This is a genomic window from Pseudorhizobium xiangyangii (assembly GCF_020531965.1).
Lineage (GTDB): Bacteria > Pseudomonadota > Alphaproteobacteria > Rhizobiales > Rhizobiaceae > Neorhizobium > Neorhizobium xiangyangii.
The window spans coordinates 109762-127882 of the sequence record NZ_JAJAWH010000013.1; the positions used below are offsets into that span (position 1 = coordinate 109762).

The 18121-nt window shown below is 59.7% G+C and carries 16 protein-coding genes; 12 read left to right on the forward strand and 4 right to left on the reverse strand.

Features of this window, described 5'->3' with window-relative positions:
- The first annotated feature begins 75 nt into the window (after positions 1–75).
- The 5 genes from rlmH (at position 76) to LH464_RS13745 (ending at position 5165) form a co-directional block, all read left to right on the forward strand.
- Positions 76–558 carry a 23S rRNA (pseudouridine(1915)-N(3))-methyltransferase RlmH gene (gene rlmH / locus LH464_RS13725; protein WP_226786960.1) on the forward strand — a complete coding sequence of 161 codons (483 nt, stop codon included), beginning with the start codon at positions 76–78 and terminating at the stop codon, positions 556–558.
- A gap of 85 nt (positions 559–643) precedes the next feature.
- Positions 644–2041, forward strand: a complete 1398-nt coding sequence (locus tag LH464_RS13730) for a murein hydrolase activator EnvC family protein (protein ID WP_226786961.1) — start codon at positions 644–646, stop codon at positions 2039–2041.
- A complete protein-coding gene (locus LH464_RS13735; protein WP_226786962.1) occupies positions 2031–3356 on the forward strand; it encodes a S41 family peptidase in 1326 nt (441 codons plus the stop codon). Before LH464_RS13730 ends, LH464_RS13735 begins: the two co-directional genes overlap by 11 nt.
- A gap of 69 nt (positions 3357–3425) precedes the next feature.
- Positions 3426–4619: a divergent polysaccharide deacetylase family protein gene (locus LH464_RS13740; RefSeq protein WP_226786963.1), complete on the forward strand. Its 1194-nt coding sequence runs from the start codon at positions 3426–3428 to the stop codon at positions 4617–4619.
- A gap of 15 nt (positions 4620–4634) precedes the next feature.
- Positions 4635–5165 (forward strand): RNA pyrophosphohydrolase, encoded by a 531-nt coding sequence (locus LH464_RS13745; protein WP_226786964.1) that lies wholly within the window; start codon positions 4635–4637, stop codon positions 5163–5165.
- A gap of 9 nt (positions 5166–5174) precedes the next feature.
- Here LH464_RS13745 and LH464_RS13750 read toward each other — a convergent pair whose 3' ends face one another.
- Positions 5175–6374: a LysR family transcriptional regulator gene (locus LH464_RS13750; RefSeq protein WP_315859657.1), complete on the reverse strand. Its 1200-nt coding sequence runs from the start codon at positions 6372–6374 to the stop codon at positions 5175–5177.
- On the reverse strand, positions 6347–7234 hold the full coding sequence (locus LH464_RS13755; RefSeq protein ID WP_226786966.1) for a DUF1932 domain-containing protein: 888 nt from the start codon (positions 7232–7234) through the stop codon (positions 6347–6349). Before LH464_RS13755 ends, LH464_RS13750 begins: the two co-directional genes overlap by 28 nt.
- A 153-nt stretch (positions 7235–7387) precedes the next feature.
- Here LH464_RS13755 and LH464_RS13760 point away from each other — a divergent pair, with 153 nt between their 5' ends.
- From LH464_RS13760 to LH464_RS13775, 4 genes are read left to right on the forward strand one after another with little or no spacing between them, the layout of a single operon-like run.
- Positions 7388–8125 carry a PIG-L deacetylase family protein gene (locus LH464_RS13760; RefSeq protein WP_226786967.1) on the forward strand — a complete coding sequence of 246 codons (738 nt, stop codon included), beginning with the start codon at positions 7388–7390 and terminating at the stop codon, positions 8123–8125.
- An 11-nt stretch (positions 8126–8136) separates the two neighbouring features.
- On the forward strand, positions 8137–9090 hold the full coding sequence (locus tag LH464_RS13765) for a VOC family protein (protein ID WP_226786968.1): 954 nt from the start codon (positions 8137–8139) through the stop codon (positions 9088–9090).
- A 1-nt stretch (position 9091) separates the two neighbouring features.
- Positions 9092–9763, forward strand: a complete 672-nt coding sequence (locus LH464_RS13770) for a 4-carboxy-4-hydroxy-2-oxoadipate aldolase/oxaloacetate decarboxylase (protein ID WP_226786969.1) — start codon at positions 9092–9094, stop codon at positions 9761–9763.
- The gene (locus LH464_RS13775; protein WP_226786970.1) at positions 9756–10823 is read left to right on the forward strand and encodes a 4-oxalomesaconate tautomerase; all 1068 of its coding nucleotides are present in this window, start codon (positions 9756–9758) and stop codon (positions 10821–10823) included. Before LH464_RS13770 ends, LH464_RS13775 begins: the two co-directional genes overlap by 8 nt.
- 58 nt (positions 10824–10881) lie before the next feature.
- Here the strand turns inward: LH464_RS13775 and LH464_RS13780 are convergent, their stop codons facing one another.
- Positions 10882–11922 carry a class I SAM-dependent methyltransferase gene (locus tag LH464_RS13780; RefSeq protein WP_226786971.1) on the reverse strand — a complete coding sequence of 347 codons (1041 nt, stop codon included), beginning with the start codon at positions 11920–11922 and terminating at the stop codon, positions 10882–10884.
- 286 nt (positions 11923–12208) lie between these two features.
- Here LH464_RS13780 and LH464_RS13785 point away from each other — a divergent pair, with 286 nt between their 5' ends.
- Positions 12209–14239 (forward strand): putative bifunctional diguanylate cyclase/phosphodiesterase, encoded by a 2031-nt coding sequence (locus LH464_RS13785; RefSeq protein WP_390624978.1) that lies wholly within the window; start codon positions 12209–12211, stop codon positions 14237–14239.
- Between the two features lie 70 nt (positions 14240–14309).
- Here the strand turns inward: LH464_RS13785 and LH464_RS13790 are convergent, their stop codons facing one another.
- A complete protein-coding gene (locus tag LH464_RS13790; protein ID WP_226786972.1) occupies positions 14310–15140 on the reverse strand; it encodes a phosphatase PAP2 family protein in 831 nt (276 codons plus the stop codon).
- A gap of 202 nt (positions 15141–15342) precedes the next feature.
- Here LH464_RS13790 and LH464_RS13795 point away from each other — a divergent pair, with 202 nt between their 5' ends.
- Both LH464_RS13795 and bcsN read left to right on the forward strand, forming a co-directional pair.
- On the forward strand, positions 15343–16839 hold the full coding sequence (locus tag LH464_RS13795) for an NAD-dependent succinate-semialdehyde dehydrogenase (protein ID WP_226786973.1): 1497 nt from the start codon (positions 15343–15345) through the stop codon (positions 16837–16839).
- Positions 16840–17147: 308 nt separating this feature from the next.
- A complete protein-coding gene (bcsN, locus tag LH464_RS13800; protein WP_226786974.1) occupies positions 17148–18095 on the forward strand; it encodes a cellulose biosynthesis protein BcsN in 948 nt (315 codons plus the stop codon).
- Positions 18096–18121: the final 26 nt, after the last annotated feature.

Here is an 18121-nt window from a genome sequence, read left to right on the forward strand (position 1 = left end):
CCGGTTCGAAGAGCGGCTGCGCCGACGCGTAGGCCGCACCTTCCGATGCCGGTCCTTGATATCGCGGGACGGGACATGCGCATCAGCCTTTTTGCCGTGGGACGGCTGAAGACCGGACCGGAGAAGGATCTTGCGTCCCGGTACCTTGATCGCTTCGCCAAGACCGGACCTGCAGTGGGGCTTGAATTTGTGCGATTGGTCGAGGTGCCTGAAAGTCGTGCTTCGAACCCGGACACGCGCAAGCGGGAAGAAGCAGCCGCCCTCGACAAGGCGCTGCCGGAAGGCTCCATCCTCATCCTCCTCGACGAGCGCGGCAAGTCGCTGGATAGCGAAAATTTCGCGAACACGATGGGACGATTCCGTGACAGCGGCAAACGCGACCTGATGATCGCGATTGGCGGAGCCGACGGACTTGACCCCGACCTTCGCGGCCGCGCCGACGCTGTCCTTAACCTCGGCGCCATGACCTGGCCTCATCAGGTCGTCCGCATCCTGATTGCCGAGCAACTCTACAGGGCAGTCACGATTTTATCGGGCCATCCATACCATCGCGTCTGAGATCCTCACGCCGGAACACGTGGTTGTTTCTAGTCACGGGCAGCAAATCGGCTTACCCTTTCGCAATCGCGGCAACGGACATCGCATGAGCCAACCGTCAGAGATCATATTTGGTGGAAAACTACCCCTCTGGCTGGTCCCAGCGGTGGTTATCTTTCTGCTGCTGCCGATACGCGACGATATGGCCGCATGGGCGCAGGTGATCGAGCAACCGGCGACATCAGATCCTGCCCTCGACCTTGAGCGAAAGCGCAACGAAGCGCGACAGGAACTGGACGGGCTGAGCCAAAACATTGGCCTTTCAGTCGAAAAGACCGAAGCCATTGAACAGAATATTGCAGAACTGGATAAGACGACCGCCAATCTGCGCCAGGCATTGATCGAGTCCGCTGCTCGCCGCAAGGATCTCGAAGGGAAAATCCAAAGCAGCGAAGAGAGGCTGGCCAGACTGCGCCTGAGCGAGGCCGAAATCAGGACCTCGTTGCGCGACCGGCATGATGTACTCGCAGAAGTCCTTGCCGCGCTGCAGAGGATGGGACGCAACCCTCCCCCGGCCCTGCTCGTGACACCCGAAGACGCACTCGCCTCTGTCAGGAGTGCCATCCTGCTGGGTGCGGTGGTTCCGGGGATGCGGGCGCAGGCCGACAAACTGGTGGCGGATCTCCAGTCATTGGCAAACCTGCAGGCCGAAGCGCTGACCGAGAAAACTTCGGTGACGGCAACGATCGAGGAAAGCCTCGAAGAAGAAAAGCGCATGGACTTGCTGCTTGCCGAAAACGAGAAGCTCAGTCGCCAGAGCACCGCGGAATTGGAAGTCGAACGCCGCCGCTCCGAAGAGTTGGCGGGAGAGGCCACCTCGCTTGAAGGCCTGATACAGTCGCTGGAGGGCGAGATCGCCTCCGTACGCGACGCGATGGAACAAGCGCGTCTCGAGGAAGAACGCCAGCGCCAACTCTCGCAGGACGAGCGGGAGCGCGCGAAGGAAAGGGCGCAGAATACACTGCCTGACAAAAACCGCATTGCCCCAGCATATGCGTTTTCCAGCCTCAGGCAGAAGCTTGAGCTTCCCGTCACCGGCGAGGTTTTGCGTTGGTACGGGGATGCGGACGGGACAGGACATTCTGCCGTGGGCATGACGGTCGCTTCAGGTTCGGATGCGGTGGTGACGGCGCCAGCAGATGGTCTGGTCGTTTTCGCCGGAGCCTTCCGTAGCTATGGGCAGATGATCATCCTGAACGCAGGAGACGGCTATCATTTGGTGCTCGCCGGCATGGACGAAGTCAGAACGCGGCAAGGAAAGTTCGTCCTTTCGGGTGAACCTATCGCCGTAATGGGTGAAAAAAGAGTGGCGAGTGCTACAGCCTTGACGCTGGAAACAGATCGTCCGACACTTTACATAGAATTCAGGAAAGATGGGACACCGGTCGATTCGAGACCTTGGTGGACCGCAAAGCAAATCGGAAGGGCACGAAATGATTCGTAAGGCTTCTCTTGTGATCGTCGGTGCGCTGATGGGTGCGACGGCAATGAGCGCCATCTATTCAGCTGGAGTGCCTGCGCAGGCTGCAGGCCCTTCCACCTACAAGGAACTGTCAATCTTCGGTGATGTGTTCGAGCGCGTTCGCGCGCAATACGTGACCCCGCCGGATGAGAGCAAACTGGTCGAGAATGCCATCAACGGCATGTTGACGTCGCTTGACCCCCACTCCAGCTTCTTGAACGCCACCGACGCCGAAGACATGCGCACGCAGACGCGCGGCGAATTTGGTGGCCTCGGCATCGAAGTCACCATGGAAAACGAGCTCGTGAAGGTCATCGCACCGATCGACGACACGCCTGCGTCACGTGCGGGCATCCTGGCTGGCGACCTTATCGCGGAAATCGACGGACAAGCCGTCCGTGGCCTCAAGCTTGAAGAAGCGGTCGAGAAGATGCGCGGCCCGGTCAACACGGCGATCAAACTGACGATCCTTCGCGAGGGTGCCGACAAGCCGCTCGATATCAGCGTCACTCGTGACATCATTGCTGTACGGGCGGTGAAGTCGCGGGTTGAAGGAGACGTCGGTTACGTTCGCGTGATCTCCTTCACCGAAAAGACCTATGACGACCTGGAGAAGGCAATCCAGCAGATCAAGGCCGAAGTGCCTGCTGACAAGCTGAAGGGCTATGTTCTCGATCTGCGTCTCAACCCAGGTGGTCTCCTCGACCAGGCAATCAACGTATCCGACGCCTTCCTTGAACGCGGCGAAGTCGTCTCGACCCGCGGCCGTAATGCGGATGAAACCCGGCGCTTCAACGCTGGCGAGGGCGACCTGACGGACGGCAAGCCCGTCATCGTGATGATCAACGGCGGGTCGGCATCGGCATCGGAAATCGTGGCCGGCGCATTGCAGGACCTGAAGCGAGCAACCGTGCTTGGCACACGCTCCTTCGGCAAGGGTTCCGTTCAAACGATCATCCCACTTGGCGAAAGCGGCGCACTCCGCCTGACGACAGCGCTCTACTACACCCCGTCCGGCAAATCGATCCAGGGAACCGGCATCAACCCGGACATCAAGGTCGAACAGCCGCTGCCTGAAGAGCTGCAGGGCAAGGTGCGTGCCGAGGGCGAATCCAGCCTGCGCGGACATATCCAGGGGCAGAGCGAAACCGAAGAGGGTTCCGGCTCCGTCGCTTACATTCCGCCGGAAGCCAAGGATGACATCCAGCTGAACTACGCACTCGATCTGCTGCGTGGCAACAAGACTGATCCGAGCTTCCCGCCAAGCCCGGACAAGGCTGCCGCAGCCAAGCAGTAACATCTAAGGGAGCCGGAATAGATTTCCGGCTCCCTTTCCTTCCGGCATACCACCTGCGGACTAGCCCTCTTGGAACCTGATCTTCATGCCCCGCTCGGACAAAACAAACCGACCGGAAGGCGGCGAGGTGTCCGCATTTCTCCAAAAACGCTTGTCGGCCTGCTGGCGGTCGCGGGTATAGCCAGCCTGTCGTTTTATACGATGCTCGGATCTCCCGAACTTCGGCGGTCAACCGAGGTTACACCCTCCGGGCAAACCGATATTGCTTCACCCCCGCAGCTGTCCTCACGGGAAGCTTCACCACCGACGCAGGGACTGCAAAGAACCGATCCGTCTTCCGGCGCGCAGGTTGAGCGAACACTGACGGACGATGGTACCGTGGTGACGAAATACTCCCCGCGACCTCGCGACGGAAGCGGACCGGTCATTGTCGACGCGCCACGCATCGGTCAGGACCCACGGCTCGCCGGCACGCCGAACGAAGACCTTCTTGAAGACACCCCTTCCGGACGACTGCCAATTATCGGTGGCGACGGGCTGCGACCGATGGACCAGTATGCGCGGCCCTGGTCGGGCGCCAGGGGCACGCGTATCGCAATTGTGGTGAGCGGGCTGGGTCTCAGCCAGACCGGCACGCAAAGAGCGATCCAGGAACTTCCCGGTGAGGTCACGCTCGCATTCGCTGCCAGTGGAAACAGCCTTCAGCGATGGATGCAGGCCTCACGACGAGAAGGCCACGAGGTCCTGATCCAGGTCCCGATGGAACCGTTTGGATATTTGGCGGCAGATTCCGATCCCCTGACACTTCTGACAAGCGCTTCCGTGGCGGATAATCTCGGCAACCTCCACGAAGCCATGGCCAAAATCACGGGGTACACTGGCATCATGAACCATATGGGGGGCCGTTTTTTGTCGGATCCCAATGCCGTCGAGCCCCTGCTTCGTGACGTGGCAGACCGGGGCCTATTGTTCCTCGACGATGGGGCATCCGCCCAATCCGTTAGCGGCACGATCGCCAAGGCACTTGAACTACCCCACGGCTTTGCCGACTTGACGCTTGACGGCCAGTTGGAAAAAAACAGCATCCTTCGGAAACTGGACGAACTCGAGCGGATCGCGTTACGCAAAGGAACAGCTGTCGGCATTGCTTCGGCGTTCGACGAATCCGTCGATGCCATTGCTCAGTGGGCACAGGAAGCCCAAGGCCGCGGCATCGAAATCGTCGGGATTTCCGCTTTGGTCGAAGATCCGGCCAACTTCTGAAACTGGATGCAAGACATGAGCTCCAAATCACAGCTGCACGCCGATGACCTTCCCTATCGCCCGTGCGTCGGGGTGATGGTCCTGAACAGGAAAGGCCTTGTCTGGGCCGGTCGTCGCATCGCCGAGGGCAACTCGGAATATGACGGCTCGCCACAGCTCTGGCAGATGCCTCAAGGTGGCATAGACAAGGGGGAAGATGCCCTTGTTGCTGCCAAACGCGAGCTTTACGAGGAGACCGGTATGCAAACGGTGTCGCTCCTGGCGCAATCGCAAGGCTGGATAAACTACGATCTTCCCCCGCATCTCATTGGCATCGGCCTCAAGGGGAAATACCGCGGCCAGACGCAGCGCTGGTTCGCCTTCCGCTTCGAAGGCCAGGACGATGAGATCCAGATCAATCCCCCACCGGGCGGCCACGATCCGGAGTTCGATGCCTGGGAGTGGAAACCTATGGGCGACCTCCCCGGCCTCATCGTTCCTTTCAAGCGTGCTGTTTACGACAAGGTGATCGCGGAGTTTGCCCATCTGGCAGGCCCACCAGCCTGAACACTCCCGTCAGGGCGCCGGCGCGAGTTCCGCCACCAGTGCCATCATCCGTCTCTGCGGGCGGATCGGCCGCCAGTTATTGCGATACGTGAGACCGATCGGACGAAGCAGCTGATTGGTGTCATACTGCAACTGGACCAGAAGCCCATGGTCGCATTCCGGTTGCGACTGGTAGCGGGAAATGCAGCCGAGGTGGTCGCTCTCCCTCAAGGCGCCACGCATCATGAGCAGCGACCCGCACTCGATGAGCCGCCTTGGCGGTTCCTTTCCCGCCGAGGTGAAGATCGTTTCAAATTGAGTTCGCGTCGGTGTGCCCTGACCCGGCACCACCCATGAGTATGCAAGCAGATCGTCGATCGTGACCGCACCTTTTGCCGCAAGGGGGTGATCGGGCCGTGCCAGGAGAGCGAGCCTGTCATCGAACAGGCGCTCCTGCATCACATCGCCGATCGGCACCGGCAGCCGCAGCGCACCGACAAGAAAGTCAATCGTACCTCGCCGCAACTCACCCAGTAAAACATCGTAGCTTCCATCGATGATCCGCACGGTGAATGTCGGAAACTCCTGGCGAAAGCGGACGAGTGCTCGTGGCAAGAGTGCCGAGCGGGAAAGTGGCATGGCGCCGATCACAACCGAACCCGCCTCGCCACCGTCAAATTCGGCGAACTCCGCATCCGCCTGGTCGAGTTCGTAGATCGCCAGGCGCGCCGCCTGCGCCAGCGCCTGGCAAAGTCGTGTTGGAAGGATGCCGAAAGAGGTTCTCTCGAAGAGGCTGCGTGCGGCTTCCTGCTCAATCTGCGTCACCGCTCGGTGCACGGTGGGCTGCGCCAACCCCATGCGGCGCGCAGCGAGCGTGAAGTTCTCACTTTCGCTGACCGCGATCAGTGCCTGCAGCTGCGCATAGGTGAGCGATATGCGAAGTCTCGGCGAAATGTCCTTGATGATGGGGTCGAGCAGACCAAAGGCGCTTTCCACTCGCCTCAACAATATCTCACCGCGAGAGGTGAGGAATAAGCCACCCCGTGTGCGCTCGAAGAGCGCGCCTCCCGTTTCCCGTTCCAGCTTGTTGATGGCTTGGGTTACGGCAGGCTGCGAGAGATGCCATTTCTCCGACGCCTGCGTCAGGGACTTCAGTTCGGCCACGGCCGTAAACACCCTGAGATGTCGAAGGTTACGCGAGATCATATCTTGTCGAGGACCGCATCGCATCGCCGCGTCAGGTCATCATCCCCAGGCGAGACGCCCAGTCGGGACACAGACCTTTGCCATTCGACGGTCCCCTGGCTCATCCAGTCGGGAAGACCGAAGGCCCGCAAGGTGGCACAGACCTCCTCCACCTCAGCTGCCCGCCTCGCCCCATGCACCATCATCCGTTCAAGGTTATAGGCACTGCGCGATCGCCAGTCGAAACCCGGATCGGATGCCTGAAGAGATGCAAGGACCGCGTCCTCGACACCGGCCCGTCGCGCCGCGAGCATGCACTCAGTCGTAAGCGCTTCCAGCCCCTTGATGATGACGGAACGCAGCATCTTCACGCTCGAAGCGTCGCCAATCTTCGAGCCCGTCACGTTCGGGCGCATTCCGATACGCTCAATCAGGATTGCTGCCTCGGCGGCATGAGGACCTGCCAGCAGGAGAGGTACCTGATGCTGCTTGGGATAGACCGGCGCCATCACCGCTACATCGACGTAGCGGCCGCCGGCCGCGGCAACGAGCTCGGCGGCCTGCTGCTTTGTCTGGGGTGCACAGGAATTGCAGTCCAGCCAGAATGCTCCAGCCGGAAGATGCGGCGCCGCAGCCCGTGCAGCCTCCAATGCCTGATCCGCCGTCACGAGGCTGAAGACAATATCCGATCCGGCGAGCGCCCGCGCCTGATCGGGCACCGGCGTCACGCCTGCCTCCGTGCAACGCTCCAAAACAAGGGCGCCCGCCTGAGGATCAGTCAACTTCAGGTCATAAGTGCGCACACGCTCGCGAGGCAGAGGTCCCCATCCCGAAGCGATCGCATGTCCGGCTTCTCCAAATCCGATAATCGTGATCTTCGGAAAATCTATCGCAACTTCAGACATGCTGTGCCCTCCTCCGGTCCCGGGAACTGTCTCAAATCCCTCCCGATCTTTCCAGTGCCTATAGCGTAAACTTATGCGCTGGCGACATCTTTCCATTTGATCCGCCTCCACAGGAAGGACATGCCTAGTTGAACCAGTTTAAGGGAGATTTTCATGTCGACGGAGAACAAGACCGCCCTGATCATCAGCGCTCATGCCGCTGATTTCGTCTGGCGCTGTGGCGGAGCCATCGCGCTTCATGCGGAACTTGGCTACAAGGTCACGGTCGTATGCCTTTCTTTCGGCGAGCGGGGGGAAAGCGCCAAGCTTTGGAAGCAGGAAGGCATGACGCTCGATCGCGTCAAGGATGCGCGCCGCGCTGAGTCAGAACGTGCAGCCAAGGCACTTGGAGTGCATGACCTGGTGTCCATGGACCTCGGCGACTATCCCCTCGAGTTGACACGGGAAAACAAGAACGAGCTGGTGGATGTCATTCGCAAGGTTCAGCCGCGTTTCATGCTGAGCCACTCGCAATATGACCCGTACAACACCGACCACATGTATGCGACGCAAGTGGCGCTCGAGTGCCGCATGATCGCCCAGGCCTGGGGTCACAATCCCGGGCAAAAGGTTCTCGGCGCGCCGCAACTCTACCTGTTCGAACCTCACCAGACAGAGCAGATGGGTTGGAAGCCCGATACCTTTTTGGACATCACGCCGGTCTGGGAGAAAAAGCGGGCGGCGATCGAATGCATGGAGGGCCAGGAGCACCTCTGGGAGTATTACACCCGCGTCGCAATCAACCGTGCCAACCATTTCACGCGCAATTCCGGTGGACAGTCCGGTGGCCGTGACTGCAAGTATGCCGAGGGCTTCCAGTCGATCTTCCCCCGCACCGTCGACGAGTTGTGAGCGAGGCGCGGATGGAACCCAGTCATGACATAGCCCATCTGGCGCATGTAGAGATCTACACCGACAGATACGAGGAAAGCCTGGACTTCTTCACCCGCGTCTACGGCCTGAAACTGTCCGCCGAGGACGGGCAGTCGGCCTATTTGCGGGCTTGGGACGATTACGAGTTTCACTCCTTGAAGCTCACCCGCCACGCCCATACTGGCATCGGCCACGTTGCATACCGTGCTGCGTCGCCAGTAGCACTCCAGCGGCGCGTCGAGGCGATCAAGGAGGCCGGCTACAAGGTCCATGGCTGGATTGATGGGGACCTTGGCCATGGCCGGGCCTTTCGCTTCGAAGATCCGTTCGGCCACACCTTTGAAATCTATTATGAGACGGTGCGGTACAGTCCAAAGGGCGAAGACGCCCCGGCGCTGAAGAACACGGCCTCCGCCTTTTCAGGTGCGGCGCCCCGCCGCCTTGACCATCTCAACCTGCTTGCCAGTGATGTCTCGGAGTTCCGCCGCTTCATGGAAACCTGCCTCGGCTCCCGAGTGACCGAGATGATCCAGCTCGATAACGGGCGCATCGGCGGCTGCTGGTTTACGGTCAACAACAAGACCTATGACCTGGCCTGCACGGAAGAACACGGCGGCGGCAATGGGCGCCTCCACCACGTCACCTACGCGACAGACCAGCGGGAGGATATCCTGCGCGCAGCCGACATCTTCCTGCAGAACGGCGTTCACATCGAGACCGGCCCGCATAAGCATGCAATCCAGGGCACATTCTTCCTCTATGTCTGGGAGCCTGCGGGAAACCGCGTCGAACTAGCCAATGCGGGTGCCCGTCTCATTCTGGCGCCCGACTGGGAGCCGATCGTATGGACAGAGGCAGACCGCAAAAAAGGGCAAGCCTGGGGCCTGAAGACGATCGAGACGTTCCACACCCATGGCACACCGCCCACCGCGAAGGAGCAATAGCATGGCAATTGTCGTTCAAAACGTGGTGCGGGCGGGCCAATCCGTCATCGACCGTCTGGCAGCCGCAGGCGTAGCAACGGTACACGAGGCGCAGGGTCGCAAAGGGTGCCTCGCTTCATACATGCGGCCGATCTATTCCGGCGCACAAATTGCAGGTTCCGCAGTAACGATCTCGGCCCCTCCCGGTGACAACTGGATGCTTCACGTTGCGATCGAGCAGTTGCAAGACGGTGACATCCTTGTCTTCGCCCCGACTTCGCCCTGCGATAACGGCTACTTCGGAGATCTTCTGGCAACGTCCGCAAAGGCACGAGGCTGCCGCGGCTTGATTATCGATGCCGGTGTTCGTGATGTCCGCGACCTGACGGCGATGGGGTTCCCGGTATGGTCCAAAGCCATCTCGGCGCATGGAACTGTCAAGGAGACGCTTGGATCGGTAAACATCCCCATCGTCTGTGCCGGTGCTGCAATCGAAGCCGGCGATGTGATCGTGGCCGACGATGACGGCGTGGTCGTCGTCAGGCGGGAAGACGCCGAAACCATCGCAGTCGCCGCCGAAAAACGCCTTGAAGCAGAGGAAGCCAAGCGCGAGCGTCTGGCAGCGGGTGAACTTGGTCTCGACCTCTACTCGATGCGCGAGCGCTTGGCCGAAAAGGGACTGAAATATGTCTGATCCCAGCTTGGAGGGCGTTGCCTGCCTCTGGATGCGCGGCGGCACCTCAAAGGCTGCCGTTTTTCTCGCATCGGACCTCCCGAGCGACCCGAAAGAGCGCGATGGGCTGCTTTTGCGGATCATGGGTTCGCCGGATGCACGTCAGATTGACGGCATCGGCGGTGCCGATCCGCTCACCTCGAAAGTAGCAATCCTTTCGCCGGCAAGCCGGTCGGATGCGGATATCGACTATCTCTTTCTGCAGGTCTTCGTGGATCAACCTGTGGTGACGGATGCACAGGCTTGCGGCAACATCCTTGCTGCTGTCGGCCCGGCCGCAATCGAACGTGGTCTTGTCTCGGCCGTGCACGGCACTACGCCCGTTCGGATCCACATGGTCAATACCGGCGAGGTCTCGCTGGCGCAGGTGTCCACGCCTGGCCGCAAGGTCAGCTATGCGGGAAATGCCAGCATCGATGGCGTTCCCGGATGCCACGCTGCCATACCTCTCCTCTTCCAGAACACCGAAGGCTCGATGTGCGGCAAGCTTCTTCCATCCGGGAATGTCCGGGACCTCATCGAGGGCGTGGAATGCACGATGATAGACAATGGCATGCCGATCGTCATTCTGCGCGCATCCGACTTCGGACTTGCGGGTACTGAGGGCTGCGACGAGCTTGAGGCGAATATCGAGCTCAAGTCCCGCCTGGAAGCCATCCGCCTGGCCGTCGGCCCGGTGATGAACCTGGGGGACGTGAAAGAAAAATCCGTACCCAAGATGACGCTCGTCTCGCGGCCTGTGAATGGCGGCACGATCAGCACGCGTAGCTTCATCCCCCACCGCTGCCACGCTTCCATCGGCGTCTTTGCCGCAGTGAGCGTGGCCACCGCATGCACCCTGCCCGGCTCGGTGGCCGCCGATGCGGCACAATTGCCCTTAGACGATCGCTTCCTCATCGAACATCCGGGCGGCGCGGCTGAAGTGCTCATTCACCGGGACAGCGAGGGTAGAACCGAAGGCGCCGGGACATTGCGCACTGCGCGTAAGCTGTTCGAGGGGCGCGTCTTTCCCGCCCCCTGAAGAGGGTCTGTGCCAAGACCAGTCTGGAACAGGCGACTAGGCCCATTCACGTTGATCGTCAGATCGCCTTGGTGATCATGCCGTAGACGATATTGCGGTTGGCCCCGAAGGTAACGCTTGCGGTATCGTCGCTCGCTTTTGTCGCCTCAATGATATCCCACATGTCTGCCTTGGATCGCAGCAGCAGCGCCCAGTCCATGAAGGTTTCCATATAACCATCAACGACGATATCCTGTGCGAAGTTCGCAAACAGGAAGCTTCCTCCGGGCTTGAGCATGCTCAGGCAGGCTTCCGTCAATTTGACGGAAACTTTTCGGGAGAGGTAGTCGTAAAGCCCCGCCGCGTAGACGAAGTCGAACTTGCCAAGGCGATCGGGCTTGGCGAGCAGCGTTCTAACCGATCCGTCGATGGCCTCAACGGAGGTGCCGGCAAAATCTCTGGTTATGGAACCGACACTAAGAGGATCCTGGTCAAGCGCAACCCAGCGGCGGAGCGCATTGTTGCGAAGAGCCTGTGACCCGTTCGCTTCTCTCAAGTGCCCGGCCGCAATGGCCAGGATTTCCGTATCGGGCCCGCGTGCCTTGGCGATCTCGTCCACGTGCCACGTCAGGAGGTCGCGCCGTTCTCGCACGGCGACCGAGGACGATGCCTCGCGTGTATAGGCATAGAGCGCCTGTCCTGTCGGCGTTGAATTTGCGACTTCGTCGGCGATGCTCTCATGGCCGTAGATGAAATCGAGCAGTTGCGCGTCCCCGGAGTAGCCGCGCGGCTTGTCATGAGACCAGCGGGTGAAGGGATCTTGAAGCAGATATTTCGAAATCCCATGGCGTTGCGCCATGGGAATGAGTTCCCGCCATATGTCTGGATGGCTTTTCGCTCTCAACTCATGAAGTGACCGTGCGAGCTGATCGATGATCGTCGCCGGGGCGAGGTCTTTGTCGATTTGTTGCCTGGTCAGATCGAGGATGAGCGACAGTTCAGCGAGACTTTGGCTCCTGGGTCGGTCGTCATAGTCTTGCCGCTGGATCGCCAGCTCCTCAAGAAGCGCTTCTGACGTGATGAGGCTTTGCCCGTCGGCAACAAAGGAATACTTTTTCAAAGTGCGATCCCCCGGAATATTCAATAAAACTAAACTGCGAATTGCCGCGCACTTAAGCTTGGCAATACTTTAGCAACTAAGCAGATTGAAGAATGAACCCATATGCCCCGATAACACACAGTTCGCCGTATTTCCTTAGGAAAGAATTAATGCTGTTATCTTATTTTTTGTATGCATACTTCTGCAATTAGGGGACGGGAGATAGGCTGCATGTCTGGATCGCCGGGGATGGCCTCTCGGAGACGTGGCGCTTGCGTCAGAGCCACGCATGTCAACGGATTGGTGCATGATGCCCATTGGGACTGACCCGCTGGAAAACGGGGCAAGGGACAAGCTTACCCTTCCGGCTGCCCCTGAGCTTTGGGCACTCTACAGGGAACACGGCGACAAGGATCGCCGGCAGGGGATCCGACAGGGTCTCTGGATCGCCGTCCTTACCTATCTTCTTTTCAGTGTCACGGATCTCGTGCTCATCCCCGACGTGGCGCTTTACACGATCGCCTGTCGATTTGCGGTCGCGATTGCCGTCCTTTCGATGATGGAGATTGAGGTCCGCATTGGGGCACCTACCTCTCGGCTCGACATCACCTGCGCAGTCGCCCTGGTCCTTGGCTATCTTGGATGGCTTCTGCCATCCCTGATGAGCAATGAGCACGAAAACCTGTCTCATTACCTGATCTACGGCACCATCTTCATGATGGGAGCCAATCTCTTCTTCAGCCTGCGGTTTCGTCTGTCTCTGTTGGCGTCGGGGGTGATGCTGGCCGCCTTCTTCGGCGCATTGTTTCAGTTCGCACCGCTGGATCGCGCCTACCAGATTACGCTTGGGACCTTTTTCGTTTCCTGCTTCGTGTTTACGTCCTATGTGAACTGGAAACTGCAGCAGGAGCGCTTCAAGGTCTTCGTCAACGCGCTTGAGGCGAAGTACCTCCAGAAGGAAGCGGTAGAACGTGGGAAAACGCTCCTGCGGTTATCCAACACCGATTATCTTACCGGCCTTGAGAACCGACGCTCCATCGACAGTCGGCTGCGTGAGCATTGGCGGCAGTGGCAACAGGAAGGGCGCGGCTTTTCCGTTCTCCTGATCGACGTCGATTTCTTCAAACGATACAATGACTTTTACGGCCATCAACGAGGTGACCGCTGCCTTATTCAGGTTGCTGAGGCATTGCATCGGATCATACAGACGCACGAGGGCTCGATCGGACGTTTCGGCGGTGAAGAGTTCATCGTGATTGCAAAGGCGGCTTCTGACGAGAAGGTGCTGCGGCTTGCCGAGGAAATCCGCCAGACGATCGAGCAGATCCAGCTGTCGCATGAGGAGCGCCGTGACGGAGTATCCATCGTTACCGTCAGCGTCGGCGCAGCAGTCGCCAAGGTTCACAGCACCTCCAAACTCGAGAAGATCATCGACCAGGCAGACCGTGCCCTCTACGCGGCGAAGGCCCATGGCCGCAACTGCGCGCGTCTCTACGATCCAAGCGACGCACGTGCTCGCGATCTTACGGAAAACATCGCTGCACTCCTCAAGATTGCCGTTGAGAGAGATCTCGTGTCGCTCGTCTATCAGCCGATACGGAACCTGAAATCCGGTGCTATCGATGCAGTCGAGGCATTGATGCGGCTGCGCATGCTCGATGGTAGCGAAATTCCTCCCAGCCTTTTCATTCCTGTCGCCGAACGAACCGGCAGGATCATCGAACTTGGCAACTGGTCCATCCGCAACGCTTGCCGGGAACTGTTGGTGAAAGACTCTATCGGCCTCATCAGCATCAATGTGTCGCCGATCCAGCTCAAGGCGCCCGGCTTTGCCGCGTCAGTCGCAGCGATCCTCGGCGAGACGGGCGTGAGCGGCAATCGCCTCGCCTTCGAGATCACCGAAGGTCAGGAAATGGAAATGCATTCGGATGTCCTGAGGTGCCTCGTGGACCTGCGGACGCTGGGTATCCAGATCTGGCTTGACGATTTCGGCACAGGCTTTGCCGGCCTCTCGTGGCTTCGGCTCATCGAATTCGATCTGGTCAAGATCGACCGCTCCTTCCTCCATGCATCCGATACGTCGGAAGGCGAGACGATGTTGCAGAACATCGTTCGACTGATCCGCGACAGGGGACCCGATCTCCTGATCGAGGGCGTCGAAACGGATGAGCAACTGGAGATCGTCCAGAAACTCGGCATCTACCGGGCACAGGGATATCACCTCGGTACGCCATCATCTGCAGAGCGGCTGATGGAACTTCTCACCAGCACCAAGAAGGTAGACGTACCTCGTGCCCACTCACGGAAGAAGCTAAAACTCGCGGGCGCGACCTCGTGACTGGCCTTGCTCCCTACCGGCTTGCGAGCGTCGGCGCACGGGCCCGCACGTAAAGGGCAGAGCCCTTCGTTCAAGCCACTTTCGCAACTCCGCGCCCGTGTCGCAGGGCTCCCCACATTCCCTTTATTACGCGCCGACCCGTTTTCCGTCGCAAGCATCCGTCGCCATCGTAGGTGAACATCAGCCTGCGGCAGGCGAACCCATGAGCCAACCAAAGCGTGAAAGCGACGCCGACGGCCCATCCCATGATGGTGTCGCTTGGCCAATGGGCACCGACAAGCTGGCGCGACAGGCAGATCAGGACACCAACCGGGATGAACAGGGAACGCAGGCGAGGAAATACCAGCGCCAGCGACATGGCCATGGCCCCGGCCGTTGCGGAATGTCCGGACGGGAACGCGGCAAAGTCGGAATCGAATGTAAACGGCTCGAAATGGAGATAGCCGTGGGTGTCGAGAAGCTTTGGTCGCGCCCGCCCGATCATATTCTTGACCAGTGACGCCATCAGGCCACCGCCCGCGACCGAAAGGAAGATGAAGGCCGCTGCCGCCGTGATGGCATTGGCGCCGACGACGACGCGCTTTCGCAAGCGCGTCGTCGGGACGAACAGGCTGAGGATCAGCAGCACGCCGGTGACGACCAGAACCTCAAAGCCTTCGCCGAGATCCGTGATCCATTCGGCCGCCGGTTGAAGTTCTTCTGGAAACTGCTTCATCCACAGGCCCAGCGTATAGTCGGGCCCCCACATGAGCAAAAGAGAAAGCAGGAAGAATATCGCCAATATGACAAGCGGCCGCTCGAGGGGCGCACGATGATCCGGAACGGGCAGCAAAGGCGCGGAGAACAACCGCGCGCAACCGGTAAGGATACGTGAACGACTTGCAGGGGGTGTGTTCGCCATGAACCCTCCAACGACATATGGCTGCTGCTGATAGAAAGATACGAACGTTGACGCAATGGCCAAGCGGATTTTGTTTGCGTCCCGCGGAGCACATAAGCGGCTTTACGCTGGCGACAGGTTTCATTCGCTCTGCGCGAGGGCTTCCTTATGCGGGTTTTGAAGACTATCAATTCCGCACGAAGCGATGAAGTGCGGCCCCGCGATGGCCCGGATCGGATCTACATTGTCCCTGTCACAGGCCCTAACCCGACACCTACAGGATCAGGAACTTTTCGGCTCCCTCGACAGCCTGCCCGCCCTGGGGGCCGTGGCCACCGAGCGCACCTTCAAGGTCGTCAATCCGTCTACCGGGGAACTGCTCGCCGAGCTTCCCGATATGGGGATCGAAGAGACGCGGGCTGCAATCGACAGGGCATATGCCGCGCAAGCGGACTGGGCGGCGCTCACCGCGCGCGCGCGCAGCGACATACTCTGGAAATGGCATCAGCTTATCGTACGGCATACCGATGATCTCGCGGCAATCCTCACCGCAGAAATGGGCAAGCCGATCGCCGAGGCTGGCTCGGAAGTCTCCCATGCCGCCGCATATCTCCAATGGTATGCGGAAGAGGCCAATCGCGTCTATGGCGAGACGATCTCGGCGCCCTCTACCGATCGGCGCATGCTGGTCATCAAGCAGCCGATCGGCGTCGTCGGCACCATCACACCGTGGAATTTCCCCGCCTCCATGGTAGCGCGCAAGATCTCACCCGCGTTGGCGGCTGGTTGTACGATCATCCTGAAGCCCGCCGAACAGACCCCGCTCGTTGCCGGAGCGATGTTTGCACTTGCTGAAAAAGCCGGCTTTCCCGAAGGCGTTGTCAACCTCGTTTACGCCGCGGAAGGCGACGCGGTCGGTCGCGAGCTCTGCACGAACCCGAAAGTCCGGAAGATCAGCTTTACCGGCTCGACGGAAGTGGGACGGCTGCTCATGCGCCAATGCTCGGACCAGATCAAAAAAGTCAGCCTCGAACTCGGGGGCAATGCGCCCTTCATCGTCTTCGATGACGCCGATATCGACGCAGCCGTGGACGGGGCTATTCAGGCAAAATTCCGCAATGCCGGCCAAACCTGCGTTTCCGCCAATCGTCTCTACGTCCAGGCGGGCGTCCACGACGAGTTCGTGGAAAAGTTCGTGGAGCGGGTGAAAACGCTTTCCGTCGGCGATGGCTTCGGTTCCGCAGTCTCGATCGGGCCGCTGATCGACACGAGGGCACTGGCCAAGATGGAAGCCCATATAGCTGACGCGATCCGGACGGGCGGCACGATCCGCTGTGGAGGGGACCGCATCGGCAACGGCGGCACCTTCTTCGAGCCTACTGTACTGACAGGCATATCCGGCACCATGCAGGTAGCGCAGGAAGAGACGTTCGGCCCACTTGCCCCAATCATCCGGTTTCAGGATGCCGACCAGGTCGTGCGCGAGGCCAACGATACCATTTACGGACTTGCTGCCTATTTCTACGCCTCCAACCTGAAGCGCGTATGGCGCGTTGCCGAAGCGTTGGAATACGGCATGATCGGCATCAATACCGGGCGCATGTCGTCTGAGGCCGCGCCTTTTGGCGGCATCAAGCAATCGGGTATCGGCCGCGAAGGCTCGCGCCATGGTCTCGATGAATACCTCGAGATGAAGTATCTTTGCCTGGGCGCGATCTGACGTGCACTCCCCACCCGATATTCGTTATCCCTGCACTCGGAGCGGACCCCGATCTCGATCGGCTATCACGAATACCGATACGATCCGCAGCAGACAGAATTCTCTCTGCAGGCGCTTCCCTAGGTTGTATTTTTGCGCGGATTGAGCCGCCAATACAATCGCAGCCTAATATTTGTTCTCCCTCATTTACTATTGGTTAACGATGACTGGGGCTAATCTGATGCTCAGCCGGCCCTCGTATTGATTTGCCGCCTCTTTGCCTATCATTGACAAACAAGGACGGTATCGTTTTGCCTGCGAGAACGCGGATGCTGCAGATCTTTACAGGACTGGCAATTTCGACCGCCGCAGCCGGCTGCGGATCGACTGGCACCGTCACACGCCCTGCATCACCACTACTGGTTGCAAACGAACAGGCTCTTGCCCTTCCTCCTCCGGGTGGCCCTGCGATTGTCGGGGTTGTGGAACGTCAGCGCGGCAACGGCGTCGAGCAGACCATCTCGCTCGCAACCTCCTCCAAGGTTCAGGGCCAGAACTATCTCAGCATCCAGTTTTTCGGCGCCGACGTCTCTTCCGGCCAGTCGACTCCCTTCCGAACCATTCGAGAACGTGACCTGACGAGGGAAATGGCGGCAGCGGTTCCGGGAGTTCGGATGTCGCGCCGCCTGACATTTCTTCAAAACAGCTACGGCCCCTTCGCCTACGCGGCGGGGCGCAGCGCATTCGGCGATACATGCATCTTTGCCTGGCAGCAGATTCGCGCCGGAGCAACATCGAACGGGATCGGCCGGGACTTCGGTATGATCCAGGTGCGGTTGAGGATCTGCGACGCCCACGCGACAGAAGAGCAGCTTCTCAGCGCTGCCTACGGCTATACGATCACCGGCACGTTCGACGGCGTCCAGTGGAACCCGTTCGGCGAACCCTCGCCAGCCGACCCTCGTCTCGGTCGGACGGGCCAGCCGATCTATCCATCCGCTGGCGCATCGGTGAACAGCCTGCCGATGGGATATGCCGGGGGTGTTGATCTCACTCGAACTTCTCCCGTGGTCAGACGTTCTACACCAAAAATTGTTGAGAGATTGCCGGTCGCGCCCACCGCCGAAAAGGCAAATGCGGGTCCGCGTGTACCACTTCCAGGCGGAACGTCCGTGCCTGAAGCGGTGCCTTCCGCGTCTGCTCAACCGAGACAAAACACGACGGCACCCGCTGTTACGGTTCCGTCACCAGAAGGTTTCCTACCGCCCAAGCCATGATGGTGGGTGTCAACAACAGGCGCATT